This is a genomic window from Janthinobacterium sp. Mn2066, from assembly GCF_049319705.1.
GTDB lineage: Bacteria > Pseudomonadota > Gammaproteobacteria > Burkholderiales > Burkholderiaceae_D > Janthinobacterium.
In genome coordinates this window covers 403,766-420,633 of the sequence record NZ_JBMOUF010000003.1, presented here as the reverse complement: position 1 = coordinate 420,633, position 16,868 = coordinate 403,766, and the positions used below count along the sequence as shown (strand labels likewise).

Annotated in this window: 13 protein-coding genes; 4 read left to right on the top strand and 9 right to left on the bottom strand. The window is 61.9% G+C overall.

Annotated elements, in window-relative coordinates:
- The first annotated feature begins 88 nt into the window (after positions 1-88).
- Positions 89-547 carry a cache domain-containing protein gene (locus tag ACL9RI_RS08215; RefSeq protein WP_422726080.1) on the top strand — a complete coding sequence of 153 codons (459 nt, stop codon included), beginning with the start codon at positions 89-91 and terminating at the stop codon, positions 545-547.
- 75 nt (positions 548-622) lie between these two features.
- A complete protein-coding gene (locus tag ACL9RI_RS08210; protein ID WP_422726079.1) occupies positions 623-2,305 on the top strand; it encodes a methyl-accepting chemotaxis protein in 1,683 nt (560 codons plus the stop codon).
- Here the strand turns inward: ACL9RI_RS08210 and ACL9RI_RS08205 are convergent.
- Positions 2,302-2,886 carry a DNA-3-methyladenine glycosylase gene (locus tag ACL9RI_RS08205; RefSeq protein WP_422726078.1) on the bottom strand — a complete coding sequence of 195 codons (585 nt, stop codon included), beginning with the start codon at positions 2,884-2,886 and terminating at the stop codon, positions 2,302-2,304. The two genes, ACL9RI_RS08210 and ACL9RI_RS08205, sit on opposite strands and share 4 nt — an antisense overlap.
- A gap of 261 nt (positions 2,887-3,147) precedes the next feature.
- Between ACL9RI_RS08205 and ACL9RI_RS08200 the strand changes: the two genes are divergently transcribed.
- Positions 3,148-4,014, top strand: coding sequence for an HDOD domain-containing protein (locus ACL9RI_RS08200; protein WP_422726077.1), 867 nt, complete (start codon positions 3,148-3,150; stop codon positions 4,012-4,014).
- A gap of 132 nt (positions 4,015-4,146) precedes the next feature.
- Complete coding sequence (locus ACL9RI_RS08195; RefSeq protein WP_422726076.1) at positions 4,147-5,355, top strand: hypothetical protein; 1,209 nt, start codon at positions 4,147-4,149, stop codon at positions 5,353-5,355.
- Here the strand turns inward: ACL9RI_RS08195 and ACL9RI_RS08190 are convergent.
- The 8 genes from ACL9RI_RS08190 to ACL9RI_RS08155 form a co-directional block, all read right to left on the bottom strand.
- Entirely contained in the window at positions 5,340-6,881 is a 1,542-nt protein-coding gene (locus ACL9RI_RS08190; RefSeq protein WP_422726075.1) for a methyl-accepting chemotaxis protein, read from the bottom strand. The two genes, ACL9RI_RS08195 and ACL9RI_RS08190, sit on opposite strands and share 16 nt — an antisense overlap.
- Positions 6,882-6,968: 87 nt before the next feature.
- Positions 6,969-7,691 carry a GntR family transcriptional regulator gene (locus tag ACL9RI_RS08185; RefSeq protein WP_422726074.1) on the bottom strand — a complete coding sequence of 241 codons (723 nt, stop codon included), beginning with the start codon at positions 7,689-7,691 and terminating at the stop codon, positions 6,969-6,971.
- Between the two features lie 77 nt (positions 7,692-7,768).
- Positions 7,769-8,710: a sugar kinase gene (locus tag ACL9RI_RS08180; protein ID WP_422726073.1), complete on the bottom strand. Its 942-nt coding sequence runs from the start codon at positions 8,708-8,710 to the stop codon at positions 7,769-7,771.
- A gap of 76 nt (positions 8,711-8,786) precedes the next feature.
- A complete protein-coding gene (locus ACL9RI_RS08175; protein ID WP_422726072.1) occupies positions 8,787-10,919 on the bottom strand; it encodes a glycoside hydrolase family 28 protein in 2,133 nt (710 codons plus the stop codon).
- A gap of 87 nt (positions 10,920-11,006) precedes the next feature.
- Complete coding sequence (locus ACL9RI_RS08170) at positions 11,007-12,278, bottom strand: porin (protein ID WP_422726071.1); 1,272 nt, start codon at positions 12,276-12,278, stop codon at positions 11,007-11,009.
- Between the two features lie 115 nt (positions 12,279-12,393).
- Positions 12,394-13,683 (bottom strand): MFS transporter, encoded by a 1,290-nt coding sequence (locus ACL9RI_RS08165; RefSeq protein ID WP_422726070.1) that lies wholly within the window; start codon positions 13,681-13,683, stop codon positions 12,394-12,396.
- A gap of 136 nt (positions 13,684-13,819) precedes the next feature.
- Entirely contained in the window at positions 13,820-15,250 is a 1,431-nt protein-coding gene (locus ACL9RI_RS08160; RefSeq protein WP_422726069.1) for a tagaturonate reductase, read from the bottom strand.
- A gap of 11 nt (positions 15,251-15,261) precedes the next feature.
- On the bottom strand, positions 15,262-16,860 hold the full coding sequence (locus tag ACL9RI_RS08155; protein ID WP_422726068.1) for a UxaA family hydrolase: 1,599 nt from the start codon (positions 16,858-16,860) through the stop codon (positions 15,262-15,264).
- Between the last annotated feature and the right edge of the window lie 8 nt (positions 16,861-16,868).

Here is a 16,868-nt window from a genome sequence, read left to right as displayed (position 1 = left end):
TAAGTTTGTTCAATCGCAATTCTGTGTAGACCAGTGCGACGTAAATTACGGTTTGGCAACACCTATCTCGATTTCACAAGGAGTCTTCATGAAACAAATCATCAAAGCTAATCTGCTATGCCTGGCATTGGCCAGTTTCGCCGTCAGCGCCGCCACGGAACCGACTGAAAAAGACGCTATCGCCATGGCCGAACGGGGCGCCGCCTTCATCAAGGCGCATGGCAAGGAAGAAATGATTAAAAAACTCATCGCCAAGGATCCTGACTTCGTGCAAGGCTCGCTGTATGTGGACATGCGCGACATCAAGACGGGCATCGTGCTGGCCCATCCGATCAACCCGGCCATCGTCGGCAAGGACTTGACCGATGTGCCTGATGCGAATGGCAAGAAATATCGCCGTGAAATCATCGAACTGGCGCAAAAGCAGGGCAAGGGCTGGGTCGACTATCTGTACAAGAATCCCGTCAGCGGCAAGATCGAACCGAAAACCACCTACATCCTGCGCGTCAACGATGTGGTGCTGGAAGCGGGCCTGTACAAAAAATAGCCAGGCGAGCCAGCACGCCCCGCTTCAGGGCGGGGTTCCATCACGCCCGATACAGCCACAGGCAGGAGTCAAAACATGCTCGACAAATTACGCATCGGACCAAAATTATTGCTGGCCCCCGCCCTCGTCCTGCTGCTGCTGATACTCAGTTCGGCCGGCGCCTGGTATGGCATGGTGCGGCAAAATGCCTCGCTGGAAAACATGGTGACTGTCCGCATCCACCACCTGAAGGCGGCCGCGGACGTGGCGAGCGACGCCAAATATGCGCACGGCAATATGTACCAGCTGCTGGCGTGGACCAACGGCAGCTTTGCCAAGGCACGCCTCGATGCGCTGGAACAACAGATCAAGGCGCGCCACCAGGCCATCGCCGAACAATTGTCCAACTTGCGCGCCTCGGCGTCGGAAGCGGAAAGCACCCTGGTCGATGCAGCGCTCGTGCCCCTGGCGGCGTATCGCAAGGCGGTGCTGGAAACCATGGAAATTGCGCAGATGGATCAATCGATCGCCACCAATTCCATGCTCAAGGCCGAAACGCAGTTCACCCAGCTCAACGAACAGCTGGCGCAATTATCCAGGCTGGAAACGACCCTCAGCACCCAGGCGCATGCCACGGCCAGCGCGGAATTTCGCAGCCTGGGCTGGAGCTTGCTGCTGGCCGTGATCCTTTCCATCCTCGCCTCCATCGTGGTGACGATGCTGGTGCGGCGCGCGATGCTGGGAGAAATACGCGGCATTGCCGATGTGGTGCAAGACCTGGCGGCGGGCAAGCTGATCGCAGGTGCGCCGAATCAGGGCCGCGACGAGATCGCCGACACCTCGCGCGTGCTGGACCAGACCATCGCCAATCTGAACCAGACCTTGCGCACCATCATGGAAGCGGTGCACTCGATCGACACGGCTTCGCGCGAAATCGCCACCGGCAATATGGATTTGTCTGCCCGTACGGAAATGCAGGCCAGCTCGCTGGAAGAAACCTCGAGCGCCATGGAAACGCTGACGCAAGCCGTCAACCACAATGCATCCAATGCCCAGCTCGCCTGCCAATTGGCGGCCCAGGCATCGACCCTGGCCGTGCAAGGGGGCGCGGCGATGCAGCAGGCAGTGACGATGATGACGACAATACGAGCTAATTCGCGCGAGATCGTGGAAATTATCGGTGTGATCGACGGTATTTCATTCCAGACCAATATCCTCGCGCTGAACGCGGCAGTGGAGGCGGCGCGCGCCGGCGAACAGGGACGGGGCTTTGCAGTGGTGGCCTCGGAAGTACGCACCCTGGCGCACCGCTCGGCCGCCGCCGCGAAGGAAATCAAGACCCTGATCGCCACCTCGGTGACCACCATCGATGGCGGCAGCGTGGCGGTACAGCAAGCGGGGGACAGCATGGGCGCGATCGTCGCCTCGGTACAGCAAGTCAACGACATCATCCAGCGCGTGCAGGCGGCCAGCGCGGAGCAGGCATCGGGTATCAGCGAAGTCAATCTGGCAGTGGCGCAAATGGATGATGTGACGCAGCAAAATGCGGCGCTGGTCGAACAGGCAGCGGCGGCGGCGGCCAGCCTGCAGGACCAGGCCGTGACCCTGTCGTCCGCCGTGGCCGTGTTCACCCTGGACCAGGCGGCGGGGTCAACAGTGATAGCGGTGCAGGAAAAACCCAGCGAAGCCGATTCCTTCCAGCATCCGGAAGAACATAGGGCTAGTCAGGCTGAACGGCGGGCATTGCAAAGTCCGCTACGCAGCAAGCGCCGCGCCTAGTTCAGCTTAACTTCACTCCGCATCGGCTTGCTCAAGTAGGGAGAACCGGCCAGCACGAAACGCCATGGCACTTCCATGGCTTTCGAAATGCCGATGCGCGGCCCGGCCAGCACCGTCACTTCATCCTCGCGCGGCAGCAGCAGGAACGGCGGTGCATTCAAATCGAGGCGGTTCTGCAAGTGGCTGACGCCCAGCGCCTGGCATACCTTGCCCGGCCCCGAACACAGCAGCCGCAGTTCGTCGACCCCGCGCCGTTCACGCATGACGTCCAGCCCCGCGAGCGGCTCAATCGCCCGTATCAGCACGCCGGCACCATGGCCAGGTTCGCGGCAGACAAAATTCAGACACCAGTGGATGCCGTAGGAACGGTAGACATAAGCATGGGCAGGCGGGCCGAACATGGCCGCATTGCGCGGCGTGATACCCGAAAACGTGTGCGAAGCAGGGTCCAGCCCGTCATAGGCTTCCGTTTCCACGATGCGTCCACCGATGCCATTGACCAGCAGAGTGACGCCGATCAGCTGCTGCGCCACGCTGGCAGAATCGTCTGCAAAATCGATGCCGGCAAGTATGCTTTTCATGGCGCAATTGTAGCGCGCCCCGGCTTTCCATCTGCGCCGCGCAGGTTCGCACCGTTCTTAAAAATCAATAAATATTATGGATATAGCCATAAAAAAGACCTCGCCACAGGATAAAAAGCATACTTTTTTACACAATTTATTGCATAGATGAACTATTGCCAGCCATAAACAGCGATAATCTCCAGGCAGTGCGCCGGAGCTCCATCAGCTCAATCCGGCGCAGGGCGTGACAGACAACCACCCAGTGATGCGAAAAGAATGATGACGATAGCAGCAACGCAAGCGAAGGCAAATGAAGGTGATCCAGTCGATGCCTTGATGCGTTCCATCCGCATTCCACCGCGCCCCAGCCTGCTGGTCGATTTGCAGCGCGAGCTGGCCGAAGCTGACCCATCGCCGCGCAAGATCGCCCGCATCATTGCCGATGATGTCGGCATGTCGGGCGCGCTATTAAAACTGGCCAATTCGCCGTTTTATGGCGCCGCGCGCAAGGCCAAGTCGGTCGAGCAAGGCATCAACTTTCTGGGCATTAACCAGTGCAGCGCCATGATGACGGGCTTGCTGGCGCGCCAGGCGCTGGAAGCGGAAGGCGTGGAACTGAACAATTTCTGGGATGTCTCGGCCAAGCGGGCGCGTGCCGTGGTATTTACCTCACGCAAGTTGCGCATCGCCCCACCCGATATCGCCCACACTTTCGGCCTGTTCTGCGATATCGGCGTACCGCTGCTGATGAACCGTTTTCCCGATTACGTCAACACGTATGCGGCGGCGGCCAACGATGCCGAGCACTGTTTCACGCGCCTGGAAGATGCGCGCCACCAGACCAACCACGCGGCCATCGGCTGCTTGCTGGCCCGCAACTGGGGCCTGTCGTCGGACGTGGCCTGGGCGATTTTGCATCACCACGATTACAGCGTGCTGGCTGACCCGTCCACCGACGACGCCATCCGTTCGCTGGTGGCGCTGTCCTTGCTGGCCGAAAAAGGCATTCAGCGCTACCATGGCAACAGTAGTTCGCTGGAGTGGGACAAGGGCGGTGATCTTGCCTGCAAGCATCTTGGCTTGTCTGCGGAAGAAACCACCGACCTGCTCGATGAATTGCACGAGATGTTCGATACCGATCACTGATCGCACCGTGCGGCCTCGACGGCCTGTATCATCCCTTCCGGGCGCCAGGCGGCATCGCCGCGGCGCCCGTTTGCTTTAGTTGCTTTAGTTGCTTTACTTGCCTTACCTGATAACTTAACCCTCGCGACCACCATGCCTAAAAATAAGCGCCCTGTCCCCCGTAAGTCCGCCAACTCGCCTGAAGACAAGGATGAAGCCGTCACGCGCATGCTGTGCACGATGGCCCTGAACCTGGCGGAACAGGAAGACAGCGATTCGCAAGGCACGGTGCTGGCCGAGCAGGCCGTCGAGTTCGGCCGCATCATCCGCAAAAGCCTGAACCAGAAGAAAGATGAAGTGCTGTACGACGCCATCGAGCGGGCGAAATATGAAGACGTGGGCGCTTATCAGTATCTGCGCCAGCATATCGAGGAAGCCTCGTCGGTGGTGGTGATACGCCGCGAAAACGCGCCATCCATGGAAATCAACGCCTTCGTGGTGCCGCTGCTGGTGCAAAGCACGGGCGGCTTGAAACAGGCGGACACCTTCCTGGACCAGCCGGCATTCGAAGCGCTGGTGAAAAGTTTCCAGACAGCGCAACTGGAAAGCGCCAAGGCCAAGGTGGTCCTGATGAGCCACGCCTACGACCTCGACGAAATCGACCGCATCACCTACAGCCATCTGCATGAAATGGTGCGCGACGCCTATACCTCGATGACGGACAAGAAAATCGTCGCCGCACCTGGCCTGGAGCGCAGCATCGTGGGCTGGAGCGAGACAGACTTCGGCCCGCAAGACACAGCCGTGGAATTGCGCTTCCTGCTGGGCTTTGCCCTCAAGCGCGTGGACGACCCCTTCTATGTGGAACCGAAAGATGAAGCGGCGCTCGACGCCTGGTTCGATGCGCGCATGGCCCGCTACCAGCAATGGACGGGCGACGTGGCCGAGCTCGTCAAACGCTGCCTGGCGCCCGCCGGCACCACGCTGGAAGTCAGTTTCCTGTACCAGGATCTGTTCCACGGTGGCAAGGAACAAGGCATGGCCGAATACGCGATGCTGCAAATGATGTCGGGCATCAATCATGCACTGGCAGAAAACAATGTCGCCCCTGCCGACGTTGCCGTCATCGTGGGCCCGGCCGATGAGCAGGGCGAGATGCTGCTGCGCGTGAATGTGCATGCGGCTGGCGGCGCATTGCTGCACAGCGCAGACAAGCCGCTGGACCTGGCGGCCGACCTGCAGGATGAAGTGGACGACATCTGCGACGCGCTGGCCACCATCGGCGTGAGCCAATTGTCGGTGGCCCTGCGCTTCGACGCCAAGGGCCAGCCGCTGGAAGTGCAGGCTTACACGCCAGTTTGATGTTCTAGTTTGAACAGGCTCACCAGTTCCGACAACTGATGCGCCTGTTCCTGCATGGCCTGGGCGGCGGCAGCGGCCTGTTCCACCAGCGCTGCATTCTGCTGCGTCACGTCGTCCATGCTGATGATGGCCTGGTTCACTTGCGCGATGCCCTCGCTCTGTTCATGCGTGGCCGCGCTGATGTCGTGCATGAAGGCCGTGACTTTGGCGATGCCTGCAACCACCTGCTGCATCGCCTCGCCAGCCTGGCTGGCCAGCGCGCCGCCCTCTTCCACCTGCCTGACCGATACGCCGATCAAGTCCTTGATTTCCTTGGCCGCGCCAGCCGCGCGCTGGGCCAGGCTGCGCACTTCGCCCGCCACCACGGCAAAGCCGCGTCCCTGCTCGCCCGCGCGCGCCGCTTCAACGGCCGCGTTCAAGGCCAGGATATTGGTCTGGAAAGCGATGGCGTCGATCAGCCCCGTGATCTCGGCGATCTTGCCTGACGACTGGCCGATCGCCCCCATGGTGTCGACCATGCGCGCCACCACGGCGCCGCCCTGCTGCGCCAGTTGCGAGGCATCGCCGGCCAGCGCGCTCGCCTGTTGCGCATTGCCCGCATTCTGGCTGACGGTGCCCGTCAATTCTTCCATTGAAGCGGCCGTCTGCTCCAGCGAACTGGCTTGCGCTTCCGTGCGCGCCGACAGGTCCAGGTTGCCGTTGGCGATTTCCTTCGAGGCGGCTGCTATCGCCGCCGCATTGCCGCGGATATGGCGCACGGTGGTGGCCAGGTCTTGCTGCATGCGCGCGATGCTGTGCAGCAGGCTGCCATCGTCGCCCGTGCGCAAGGCTACCGGCGCCGATAAATCACGCCCGGCGATGCGCTGCGTGACAGCGCCCGCATAGGCCGGTTCGCCGCCGAGCACGCCCAGCACGCTGCGTATCACTTGCCAGCCCAGCGCCAGCATCACGGCAAGGGCGGCGATAAAAAACCACAGGAACTGCATGGCTGCCTGCCAGAAGGCGTTTTCGATATCGTCATTGAAAAAGCCCGTGCCTATCCACCAGCCCCAGGGTGCAAACGCGATGATGCCATTGAGCTTGGCCACCAGTTGGCCATCGCGGCGGCTCTTGACGGACACCAGGCCCACTTCATCTTTCGCCAGCGCTTCGATATACGCTTGCGAGTCGGGCCGGCCATCCATGGTTTCGCCTTCGGCGATCACGCCGATATTCTTTGGATTCGGGTGCACCAGGTTCAAGCCATTCGGCAGGCGGGCCCAGTAATAGCTCTTGCCGTCGTTATTGAGCTGGGTCAGTGCTTCCTTCGCTGCCGCCTGCGCCTGCTCGCGCGTGAGCTGGCCAGCCAGCTCCAGGGCGTGGTAATGGGCGGCCAGGTGTTCTCCCATCTTGAGCATATTGACAATTTGCGCCTGGCGGTCGTGCTGCATGGCCTGGTAGAGATTGCGCAGGCTGTAGGCGCCCAGCATGGCCATGGCCAGCAGTGCGGCGCCGACCAGCAGGATCAGGCGGTGGGACACTTTCATGTGTAATCCTTGTATGTGTGCGTAGCGACAGGCGTGCCGGGTCCTGCCCGCGGCGCTGGCAGGCAAAGGACGGACGGCAGGGAGGATCTAGCGCCTGGGTTTGACGGCGAGGTGCGGCATGAAATATTCAGGCCGCAGTTTGCGGGTGATTTCCAGCACCGGCAGTACGTGATCGAGATGGCTGCGCATGGCGGCGACGGCATGCTGCGGGTCACCCGAGGCCACCGCTTCCACCACTTGCGCATGTTCGGCCATCACGTCGCTCATGCGTCCTTCCAGGGGCAGGGTCAGCTGGCGGTAGCGGTCCATCTGGGTTTTCGCCTGCAGTATCATGGGCCAGACACCGGGATAACCGGACAATTCGGCCAGGGCTGCATGAAAATTCTCGTCGGTGCGGTGAAAGCCCCGTATATCGTTGCTGCTGATGCAGTCGGCCTGCGCGGCCAGGATGGCGCGCAGCCTGGCGATGCCTTCCGGCGTGGCCCGCTGCGTGGCCTTTTCAATGATGGCCGTCTCCAGCGCACAGCGCACCAGCATGGCTTCTTCCAGCGAATCGAGGGGAATGCGGGCGACAAACGTGCCCACGCGCGGCAGCACCTCGATCAAGCCTTCCTCGGCCAGGCGCTGCACCGCTTCATGCACGGGCGTGCGGCTGGTGCCCAGCTCTTCGGCCAGTTCCTTCTCCACGATACGGGTACCGGGCAGCATGCTCATGTCGACAATACGCTGGCGCAGCAGGCCGTACACGCGGCGGGCGGCGCTGACGCCGGTTTCGCCATCGGCCGAAGGAGGAGTAGACGTCAGATTCATAAACTTATTGATAGATTTTTTAACGGAACGGCAAAGTTAAACGGGAAAACGCGGTTTTGATGATACAGCTTCTGCGCTCAGCTGACAGGCATTTCCGTGCGCGCGATGATGGCGCCGCGCTGGCCGATCACGCAGGCGGCCAGACGGTGCCCTGCCCGCGCCGCGCTGGCCGGTGGCTGGCCCTTCAGGCGTGCCGCCACATAGGCTGCGCCGAAGGAATCGCCGGCCGCCGTGGTATCGACCACGCGCGCCACCGGCTGGGCAGTCACTTCTTCCTGTTCACCCTGGCGCCAGACGATGCAGGGCTGGGCGCCGCGCTTGAGCACGATTTCGGGCACGCCCAGCGCCGCCGTGCGCGCCAGTACCTGGGCGATGCTGGCCGGCCCGTACAGCGCCTCTTCATCGTCCAGTGTCAGCAATGCCAGCGACGACAGGCCCATAATGCGGTGATAGATGGACGCGGCAGCATCGGCGCTTTCCCATAAACGGGGACGATAATTATTGTCGAAGATGATCCGGCCGCCCTGCGCATGGCATTGCGCCAGGGTTGCCAGCAGCAGTTCGCGGTCGGCCGGCGGCAGAATCGCCAGGCTGATACCGGACAAATACACATGGCGCGCGCCAGCCAGCTCACGCAAGATATCCGGCGCCTGCAGCCCGCGCATCCAGTGGCGCGCCGCCGAATCGCTGCGCCAGTAGTGAAAATGGCGCTCGCCCTGGCCATCGGTCTCGATCAGGTACATGCCCGGCAGCTTGTCGTCCAGGCGCTGCACGCAGCGCGTATTGATGCCCTCTTCCTGCCAGCTGGCGCACATATCGTCGGACAAGCCATCGCTGCCCAGCGCCGTCACATACGCCACCTGGTGCTGCTGCGGTTCGAGCAGGCGCGCCATATACAGCGCCGCATTCAGGGTGTCGCCGCCAAAGCGGTAAGCCATGGCTTGCTCCTGCTGCTGTTCCTTGCGCTGCAATTCGATCATGCATTCGCCGATCACGAATACGGTGTCTGCTGATTCCACTATGCTTTCCTCTCAATCAGGAGGGCAGCTGCCGCGCCGGCATCACGAAAGATGCACGGCGCGGCGCCTGCCGGTATTACTTTTTATCCCAGGTCGAACCAAACAGGTTCGACTGGCCGATGGCCGGGAAGTCGACGAAAGCCTTGCTGCAATCGACGACCTTGTCCACATCGACCGCCTGCGTGGCCGTGCCATTGACCGTCACGCGTTCGGCGGCATTGGCAAAGATCGGCAAATTGGTGCCCTTGATCGTCAGGTTGGCGTCGGACGACGTCATCGTCGTGGCGTTCGGCGAGTCGGTCACCACATTGTTCAGGCTCATCACCAGAGGATACTGCGGATTGTCGAAACCGCCCGTGTTGGCCTTGAAACCCTGCAGCTTGACGGCCGTGTTACCGAGGATGCGCACGTTATCGAGCGTGATATCGTGGAAGTTCGGATACAGCGGGCCGGCCGCCGGCAAGGCCTTGGTGCTGTAGTAAGTGGTAAACAGCAGCGCGTTCTGCGCATCGCGGATGCAGATATTGCGGTAGTGGATATTGCTCACTTCGCCGCCGCGCGCATAGTCGGACTTGATGCGCAGGCCTTCTTCCGAATGCGTGAACGAGTTGTCGTACACCTCGACATTGGTCACGCCGGCGTTGGTTTCGCTGCCCACCGAAATGCCATGGCCCCAGTAGATGTGGTTATGCGCGATCACGATGCCATGCTTGCGGTCCGAACGCACGTCGCGCTTGCCGTCGATGGCGAACAGGCCCGAGCCGGCAGGCGATGGATTGGCGCTGCCTTTCAAGGCCACGTCATCGTCGCCCGTGCTGACGAAATTGTAGGCGAAGACAAAGTTTTTCAGGTAGCCGTCAAACGACATGGCGCCCGCCGACGTGGTGCTGCTGCCGGTGGCCAGCTTGCCCGAAATCGCCTTGCTGGCTGCACCCGGATCGAAGGCGTCGGTATTCTTGACGTTGTCCGCATTCCAGGTTTCGCCGTTGTACAGCGGGTTGCCGTTACCGGCCGGGTTGGCAAAAGCTGCCAGAGTCGGGGTCTGCACTTTCACGCCCCACACCGTCAAGCCATCGACGCCGCTCGGCACGACGTGGAAGTTGGCGCTGTTATTGAGCGAAATGCGGTACAGGGTCAGGTTTTTCGCGTAGTTGAACACCATCATGCGGAAGTTCGATTGCGAACCCGTTCCCGTGACGCCGTTCTGCACCATATTGCCCAGGAAGGCCAGGTCCCACCAGCTCATGTTGCGTGCCGACGATTTGGAATCAACAAACGTGCCGCCGTTATCGCACGACACACCGTCAGCCGCCTGCTTGCCGGCCGCGTACGAGGTATAGGTGTTCGAGCAGGTCATGTCGACCTTCATCAACGGATACAGCTTGTTGGTGGTGACGATTTCCGAATACGCGCGGCTGTCGATCGAGCCATCGCCCATGACGGCCGAATTGACCAGGTTGGAGCCGTTGATCAGCGCGGTGCAGTTACCCGAGCTGCCAGCCTTGCTGGAACTGACGGCCGTATTGCCGCAGTAGGGGCCGGCCGGATTCGGCGAATACGTGGTCACGTCGCGCGAGGCGTACAGGGTCACGCCCTTGTCGATCCACAGGGTCACGCCCGAAGGCAGGGTCAATGGGCCGCTGATAAAACCATCGCCCACGCCGGAACGGTTGACTACCAGGCGCACGGCGAACTTGCTGGCGCGGTATTCAGGCTTGGCCAGTTCCTCGCCCGAGACGCCGGCGATATTGACGTTCTTGACGTTGGCCGTCTTTTGCGCGGCGGTGGCGGCGGCATCGGCGGCGGCGATCTTCGCGCCCACTTCCGCATCGACGGCGGCGCCGCACGCATCGAGTGCAGCCTGGATACGGGCCTGGTCGGGATTGGCGGTAGCAGTCGTCACCACGGCGCCCACGCCAGGTTTCGACGGATCGGCTTCCGGCGGCAGCGAGCCGTCGGGGCGGCGCACCAGGTTGCTCGACGCTTCCAGGGTGGCGCAGACCTGCGTGTCTTTCGGCAGGGTGGGTTCCGGCGGCAGGTCCGGATCGTAGGACGTGGTGCCGACCTGGTACACGCTGCCGGGGTTATAGCTGGTGGCGGTGTCGCCATTGGTGCTGCCACCGCCGCATGCGGCCAGCATGGCGGCCAGTGGCAAGGCCACGCAGGCTTGCGCCCAGCCCGTATTGATTTTTTTGCTACCTGACTTCATGTTTGCATCTCCTGATGTAAGCGCCGCTCTGATGTGGCAGCGCTGTAGTCGTTAAGCCGGCTCTGGCCGGACTTGTTCAGTACGAATTTAAAAACGGGCGATAAAACCGAAGCCGAACGCGCGCGGCGAATTGCCCGGTGCGAGGAAGGCGTCATCCTTGCCCGAGTTATTGCTGTGCAGCGGAGACTGGCCCAGGTTGACGTTCTGCTGCGCCTTGTTGTTGATGCGCGTGAAGTACACATAGGGCATGAACTGCTCGTCGATCTTGTAGGTCGCGCCCAGCGACACTTGCGTGGCGCCGAAATCGTCGGGCTTGGCAAAGGTGGTGTTATCGAGCTTGCCCAGCTTGCCGGCGGCCAGCATCACGGTCACGTCGTAGCCCACTTCCTGGCTCAAGGAAGCCATCACGGAACGCTGCTTCATGCTGCCCGTGGTCAGCGAGGTGTAGATATTGCCCGGCGTCGGCAGCGACTGCACGGCGTAGCCATAGCTGCCCGACTCAAACCCCAGGCCAAGCGAGGTCTTGGTCGGGAATTTATAGGTCGCCAGCAGCTTGTAGAACGAGGTGTTTACGCCGCTGACGGAGGTATTGCGCATGCCGAAACCCTTGGACAGGTTTTCCACGTCGACGCCCGTATTTTGCTGGCGGTCGTAGCCGGCGCCGATTGAGAACGCGCCGATGCTGTATTTGGCGGCCAGCGAGTAGCGCGCGCGGTCGTCGCCCGTGCTGCGCTGTTCATCGAAGCCGTACGATGCGCCAGCCTGGAAACCGCGCCATTCCGGCGACAGGTAGTGGGCCGAATTCTTGTAGCGTGCTTCGCCACGGCCGAACAGGCTGTCGGCATTGCCGCTCAACTGGGCCGAGGTGTTGTTCCACACGTCCACGCCCTGCACCGTCAAACCCAGGTTGCCGCCCAGCGCGCCGCCCGAGCCGACCAGGCTGCGGTAGACGGAGTCGTTATTACCGACGATGAAACGGCCGAAACGCTTGCTGTCGATACCGACAAAGGTATTGCGCGATTCGATGGTGGCCGACTTGCCCTGGCCATTCACGCCGCCTTCGTCGAAGTTATTCAGGCTGCCTTCGATTTGCCAGATGCCGCTCACGTCGCCGCGCAGGCCGATGGAACCGGCAAAGCCGATACGCGAATTGCCGTCCGAAATACGGCCACGGCTGGCGTAAGGCGTGGCGCCGCCGACGGCTTTCACCGATTCGATCTCGCCGTTCAGGAAACCGTAGATGCGTGTCTCCACATGGCGGTTTTCCAGGATGCCGTCGGCCAGCGCGCTGCCGGACAGGGCAGCCAGCAGAGCGGCCGCCAGCAGCTTGCGGGTGCAGTGATTGTTCAATGGTGTCATGTGCTTCTCCTCTTCTCGCGCCTTGGTGGACGCCTATGTATAAACATCGTAAAAAAACAGCTCCCCGCCGCACCGCGCGGTGCAGGTAAACAGCGGGGGAAATCGGGACAGGTCTTTAGTTGCTGAAGGCAGGCTGGCCCAGCGGTACGCCAGGCGCCATTTTTTCGCGTATCAGCAAACACACCACGGCAGCGGCGACCAGGTCGAACACGGCCAGCAGCATGAACAGCGGGCTGTAGCCCACCACGGTGACCAGCACCCCGAACAGCAGGGTGAAGACGGTGGCGCCCAGGTAGCCGGACATGCCGGCCAGGCCGGTGGCGGTGGCCACTTCATTCTTGCCAAACACGTCGGAAGTGATCGAATACAGCGCGCCGGACAAGGTCTGGTGGGCGAAGCCGCCCACGCACAACAGCGCGATGGCTGCATACGGGCTGGCCACCAGGCCGATGCAGGCCGGGCCGATCATGCAGACGGCGCCAACGATGACGACCAGCTTGCGCGAAGTGAACAGCGACACTTTCCAGTATTTGTGGAACCACGGGCTCAGGTAACCGCCCAGCACGCAGCCGATGTCGGCCGCCAGGAAAGGCAGCCAGGCGAACATGGCGATTTCCTTGATGTTCATGTGGCGCTCGGTGGCCATGTACAGGGGAATCCAGGCATTAAAAGTCTGCCAGGCCGGCTCGGACAGGAAGCGCGGCACGGCGATGGCCCAGAAATTGCGGCTGCGGACGATCTGGTGCCAGCTGGCCTTCTTGACCTTGTCGCTGTGGTGGCTCGCCTCCTGGCCTTCCAGGATGAAATCGCGCTCCTTGTCGGACAACAGTTTCTGGTCGCGCGGATGCTTGTAGAACAGCAGCCACAAGCCCGTCCAGACGATGCCGATGGCGCCGACGATGACGAAGGACATTTGCCAGCTGCCGTGCAGGATGGTCCATACCACCAGCGGCGGTGCGCACAGGGCGCCGATCGAAGAACCGATGTTGAACCAGCCGATGGCGATCGAACGCTCCTTGGCGGGAAACCATTCGGTCGTCGCCTTCACGCCAGCCGGAATGCCGGCCGCTTCGGTCAGGCCCAGCATGCCGCGGAACAGGGCCATGCTTTGCCAGCCCGTCGCCAGCGCCGCGCAGGCGCAGGCCACGGACCAGGCCAGGGCGAAGATGGCGAAGCCGATCTTGGTGCCGATGGCGTCGATCACATAGCCGGCGATGGGCTGCATCAGCGCGTAGCACACCTGCCACGCCACCACGATGTAGGAATACTCCTGGGTGGTGATATTGAGTTCGCTCATCATCGTCGGTGCCGCCACCGACAAGGTATTGCGCGCCAGGTAATTGACGATGAGTCCAGCCGTCACCAGCCCGACCATCCACCAGCGCATGCCGCGTATTGTAGTCATTGTGTCTCCCTCTATCCATCCATGGCGGCGCAGCTGCGCCGTCTCTTTTTTGGGCCGTTCAGCCTTCCTGGGGAAGTGCCTTCGGCCTCGGTTTTTTTATGGGTGCTGCCGTTACTTCTGTACTGCCTTGATGTTCTTATTGCGCCTGCAAGGCTCCGCGCATGCCCTGCTGTTCGATGCGCTGCAATGCGGCCGCTACCGCTTGCGCCAGGCCGATCACGCCATTCATGTCGCGCCCCCATAGCTTGTCGTTCGCCAGCCAGCCCTGCGCCAGTTGCAGCAAGGTTTGACGACCGCTATCCACATCAAACCAGCCCTGGCTGAACCAGGCCAGGCTGGCCGCCTCGTCGGACAGCACGATCACATCGCCCCGGTACAGCCGCATGGTGGCGGCCAGCGCCAGCACCAGGCGCTGCGGCAGCCGGCCATGCAGATCGACGTAGCGCAGCAGTTGCGGCGCGATACGCGCGGCAAATTTGCTCCAGCTGTTCAAGGCAATCGCCGACAAACGGTGCTGGATATAGGGGTTGCGGAAGCGCAGCAGCACCTCGTGCGCGAATTGCTGCAATTGCTCTTGCGGCAGCGGCAGGGCGGGGATGATTTCCTGCGCCAGGGTGTCGGCCAGCCAGCCGCCCACCTGCTCATCGCTGACGGCCGCGCCCACCGTATCGAGGCCCGCCAGCAGGGCCACGGGCACCAGCGCCGTATGGCCACCGTTCAGGATGCCCACCTTGCGCTGCTTGTAGGGTGTGATGTCATCGACCAGCTGGATATTCAGGTTTGCCCCGGCCAGCTTCAATTCCCCGGCCAGCCATTGCGGGCCTTCGATGACGAACAGGTAGTAGTGTTCGGCCGCCACCAGGAACTGGTCACGGTAGCCCAGCACTTCTTCAATCGCCTGCGCTTCACCTTCGGGATAACCGGTAACGATGCGGTCCACCAGGGTCGAGCAGAATACGCAAGTGCCATCCAGCCAGTCGGCAAAGCCGGCGTCGAGCTGCCACAAGCGGGCAAAGTGCAGCACGGCCGCCTTCAGCGCGGGACCATTCTGCTCGATCAATTCACACGGCAGCAACACCAGCCCCTTGTTGCGGTCGCCCTCGAAATGCGTGTAGCGCTCGAACAGCAAGCGCGCCAGCTTGGCGGGAAAACTCGATGGCGGCGCATCGTGGCAGGTGTCGCTATCGTTGACGGCGATACCCGCCTCGGTGGTGTTGGACACGATAAAACGCAGTTCGGGCAGGCTGGCCAGCGCCAGGTAATCGCCATACATGGTCGATGGATCGATTTCGCGCTGCACGCAACGGATGGTGCGGCAGGTGCTGACGGCCTGGCCGTCTTCATCAAGGCCGCGCACGATGGTGGTAAACAAACCATCCTGCACGTCGAGCAAGGGCGTAGCGCTGCCGCCGCGCGGCCGCACCACCACCACGCCGCCATTCAGGCCAGTGCGTTCATTGAGCAGGTCGACCTGCCAGTCAAAAAAGCCGCGCATGAAATTACCCTGCCCGAACTGGAGGAACTTGATCGGCAGGTCGAACGGCGCGGTACGGTGCAGTGCTTGCATGGGAGTGTGGGTCACAGTGAAATGTCGCGTTTCCAGAAGATGAAATCGTATTGCTGCAGGCGGTCGGCCTTGGCCTGGTACTGGCCGCCAGCGGTGGCCACCACCATGTCGAACAAGCCGCTGGCCACTTCCTGCAGCGGCGCGCCTTCGATCACGGGGCCGCAATCATAGTCGATCAGGTCCGACAGCTTTTTGGCCACCCGCGTATTGCTGGATATTTTCAGCACCGGCACGATGGGGTTGCCGGTCGGCGTGCCCAGGCCCGTGGAGAACAGCACCACGTTGGCGCCAGAGGCGACGATGCCCGTCACCGATTCCACGTCGCCGCCCGGCGTACACAGTAAAGAGAGGCCCGGCCTGGCGCTTTGTTCGCCGTAATCGAGCACGGAGACGATGGGCGACGTGCCGCCCTTCTTGGCTGCACCGGCCGACTTCATGGCGTCGGTAATCAAGCCGTCGCGGATATTGCCAGGGCTGGGATTGTCGGCAAAATGCGTGCCCACCGCTTCGGCGCGCGCCTCGAAATCGCGCATCAGGCCCAGGAAGCGGCGTTTGTCATCGTCGTTTTCGCAGCGCTCGATCAGGTTCGCTTCGACGCCGCACAATTCGGGGAATTCGGCCAGGATGGACGAACCGCCCACGGCCACCACCATGTCCGACACCAGGCCCATGGCCGGATTGGCGGAAATGCCCGAAAAACCATCCGAGCCGCCGCACTTGACGCCGATCTTCAGGTGCGACAGCGGCACCGGCTTGCGCTGCACCTTGTTCGCTTCCTTCAGCTGAACCAGGGTATCGGTCAGCACGGCCTTCATCATCGCCTCTTCGCTATCCCATTTCTGCTGTTCGTAGATCAGGCAAGGCTTGTCGAAATGGGGATTCTGTTTCGCCAGCGCTTCCTGAAACATGGCGATCTGCGCGTTCTGGCAGCCAAGGCTGAAGACGGTAATGCCGGCCACGTTCGGATGGTCGGCATAAGCGGACAGTATCTTGCACAGCGAGCGCGCATCGGCGCGCGTGCCGCCGCAGCCGCCGTTATGCGTGATGATGCGCACGCCATCGAGGTTCGGGAACGGGCGCACCACCGGTTTCGGCGCTTCCATGTCTTCGCCCAGCAAGGACAAGGTAAACGAGGCCAGGTCATTGCGCGTGTAGCCCAGCGGCGCTTCGAGCGCATTGCGCAGATGTTCCACGTTGCGGTTTTCACAGAACACCAGCGGGAAGATCAGCCAGTAATTGGCCGTGCCCACCCGGCCGTCGGCACGTACCACGCCGGGAAACGTGGCACCGTTCAGACGCGTCACGTCGGGCGGCGTCCAGCTGTAGGCCGCTTGCGCCGCCAGTTCCACGTCGGCCGCGTAATGCTGCAGGTTTTCCGTGGTCACGGCTTCGCCGCGGCGTATCTGCACCGTCGCCTTGCCGACCGGGACGCCGTACAGGCGCAGGATCTCGCCCGCCGCAAATGCGCGGCGGGCCAGCTTGTGCTTGGTCTTCACGGGGCTGCTGACGAGGATGGATTCCTCCTCCCACTGCACCACTTCGCCAGCCACCAGGTCGGACAGGGCGACCAGCATGTCGTCATCGGGATGAATGCACAATACTTTTTGCATGACAGTTC

What these genes read in the sequence shown, in the direction of transcription:
- ACL9RI_RS08215 (WP_422726080.1), top strand. Translation starts at nt 89, where the DNA reads ATGAAACAAATCATCAAAGCTAATCTGCTATGCCTGGCATTGGCCAGT.
- ACL9RI_RS08210 (WP_422726079.1), top strand. Translation starts at nt 623, where the DNA reads ATGCTCGACAAATTACGCATCGGACCAAAATTATTGCTGGCCCCCGCC.
- ACL9RI_RS08205 (WP_422726078.1), bottom strand. Translation starts at nt 2,886, where the DNA reads ATGAAAAGCATACTTGCCGGCATCGATTTTGCAGACGATTCTGCCAGC.
- ACL9RI_RS08200 (WP_422726077.1), top strand. Translation starts at nt 3,148, where the DNA reads ATGACGATAGCAGCAACGCAAGCGAAGGCAAATGAAGGTGATCCAGTC.
- ACL9RI_RS08195 (WP_422726076.1), top strand. Translation starts at nt 4,147, where the DNA reads ATGCCTAAAAATAAGCGCCCTGTCCCCCGTAAGTCCGCCAACTCGCCT.
- ACL9RI_RS08190 (WP_422726075.1), bottom strand. Translation starts at nt 6,881, where the DNA reads ATGAAAGTGTCCCACCGCCTGATCCTGCTGGTCGGCGCCGCACTGCTG.
- ACL9RI_RS08185 (WP_422726074.1), bottom strand. Translation starts at nt 7,691, where the DNA reads ATGAATCTGACGTCTACTCCTCCTTCGGCCGATGGCGAAACCGGCGTC.
- ACL9RI_RS08175 (WP_422726072.1), bottom strand. Translation starts at nt 10,919, where the DNA reads ATGAAGTCAGGTAGCAAAAAAATCAATACGGGCTGGGCGCAAGCCTGC.
- ACL9RI_RS08170 (WP_422726071.1), bottom strand. Translation starts at nt 12,278, where the DNA reads ATGACACCATTGAACAATCACTGCACCCGCAAGCTGCTGGCGGCCGCT.
- ACL9RI_RS08165 (WP_422726070.1), bottom strand. Translation starts at nt 13,683, where the DNA reads ATGACTACAATACGCGGCATGCGCTGGTGGATGGTCGGGCTGGTGACG.
- ACL9RI_RS08160 (WP_422726069.1), bottom strand. Translation starts at nt 15,250, where the DNA reads ATGCAAGCACTGCACCGTACCGCGCCGTTCGACCTGCCGATCAAGTTC.
- ACL9RI_RS08155 (WP_422726068.1), bottom strand. Translation starts at nt 16,860, where the DNA reads ATGCAAAAAGTATTGTGCATTCATCCCGATGACGACATGCTGGTCGCC.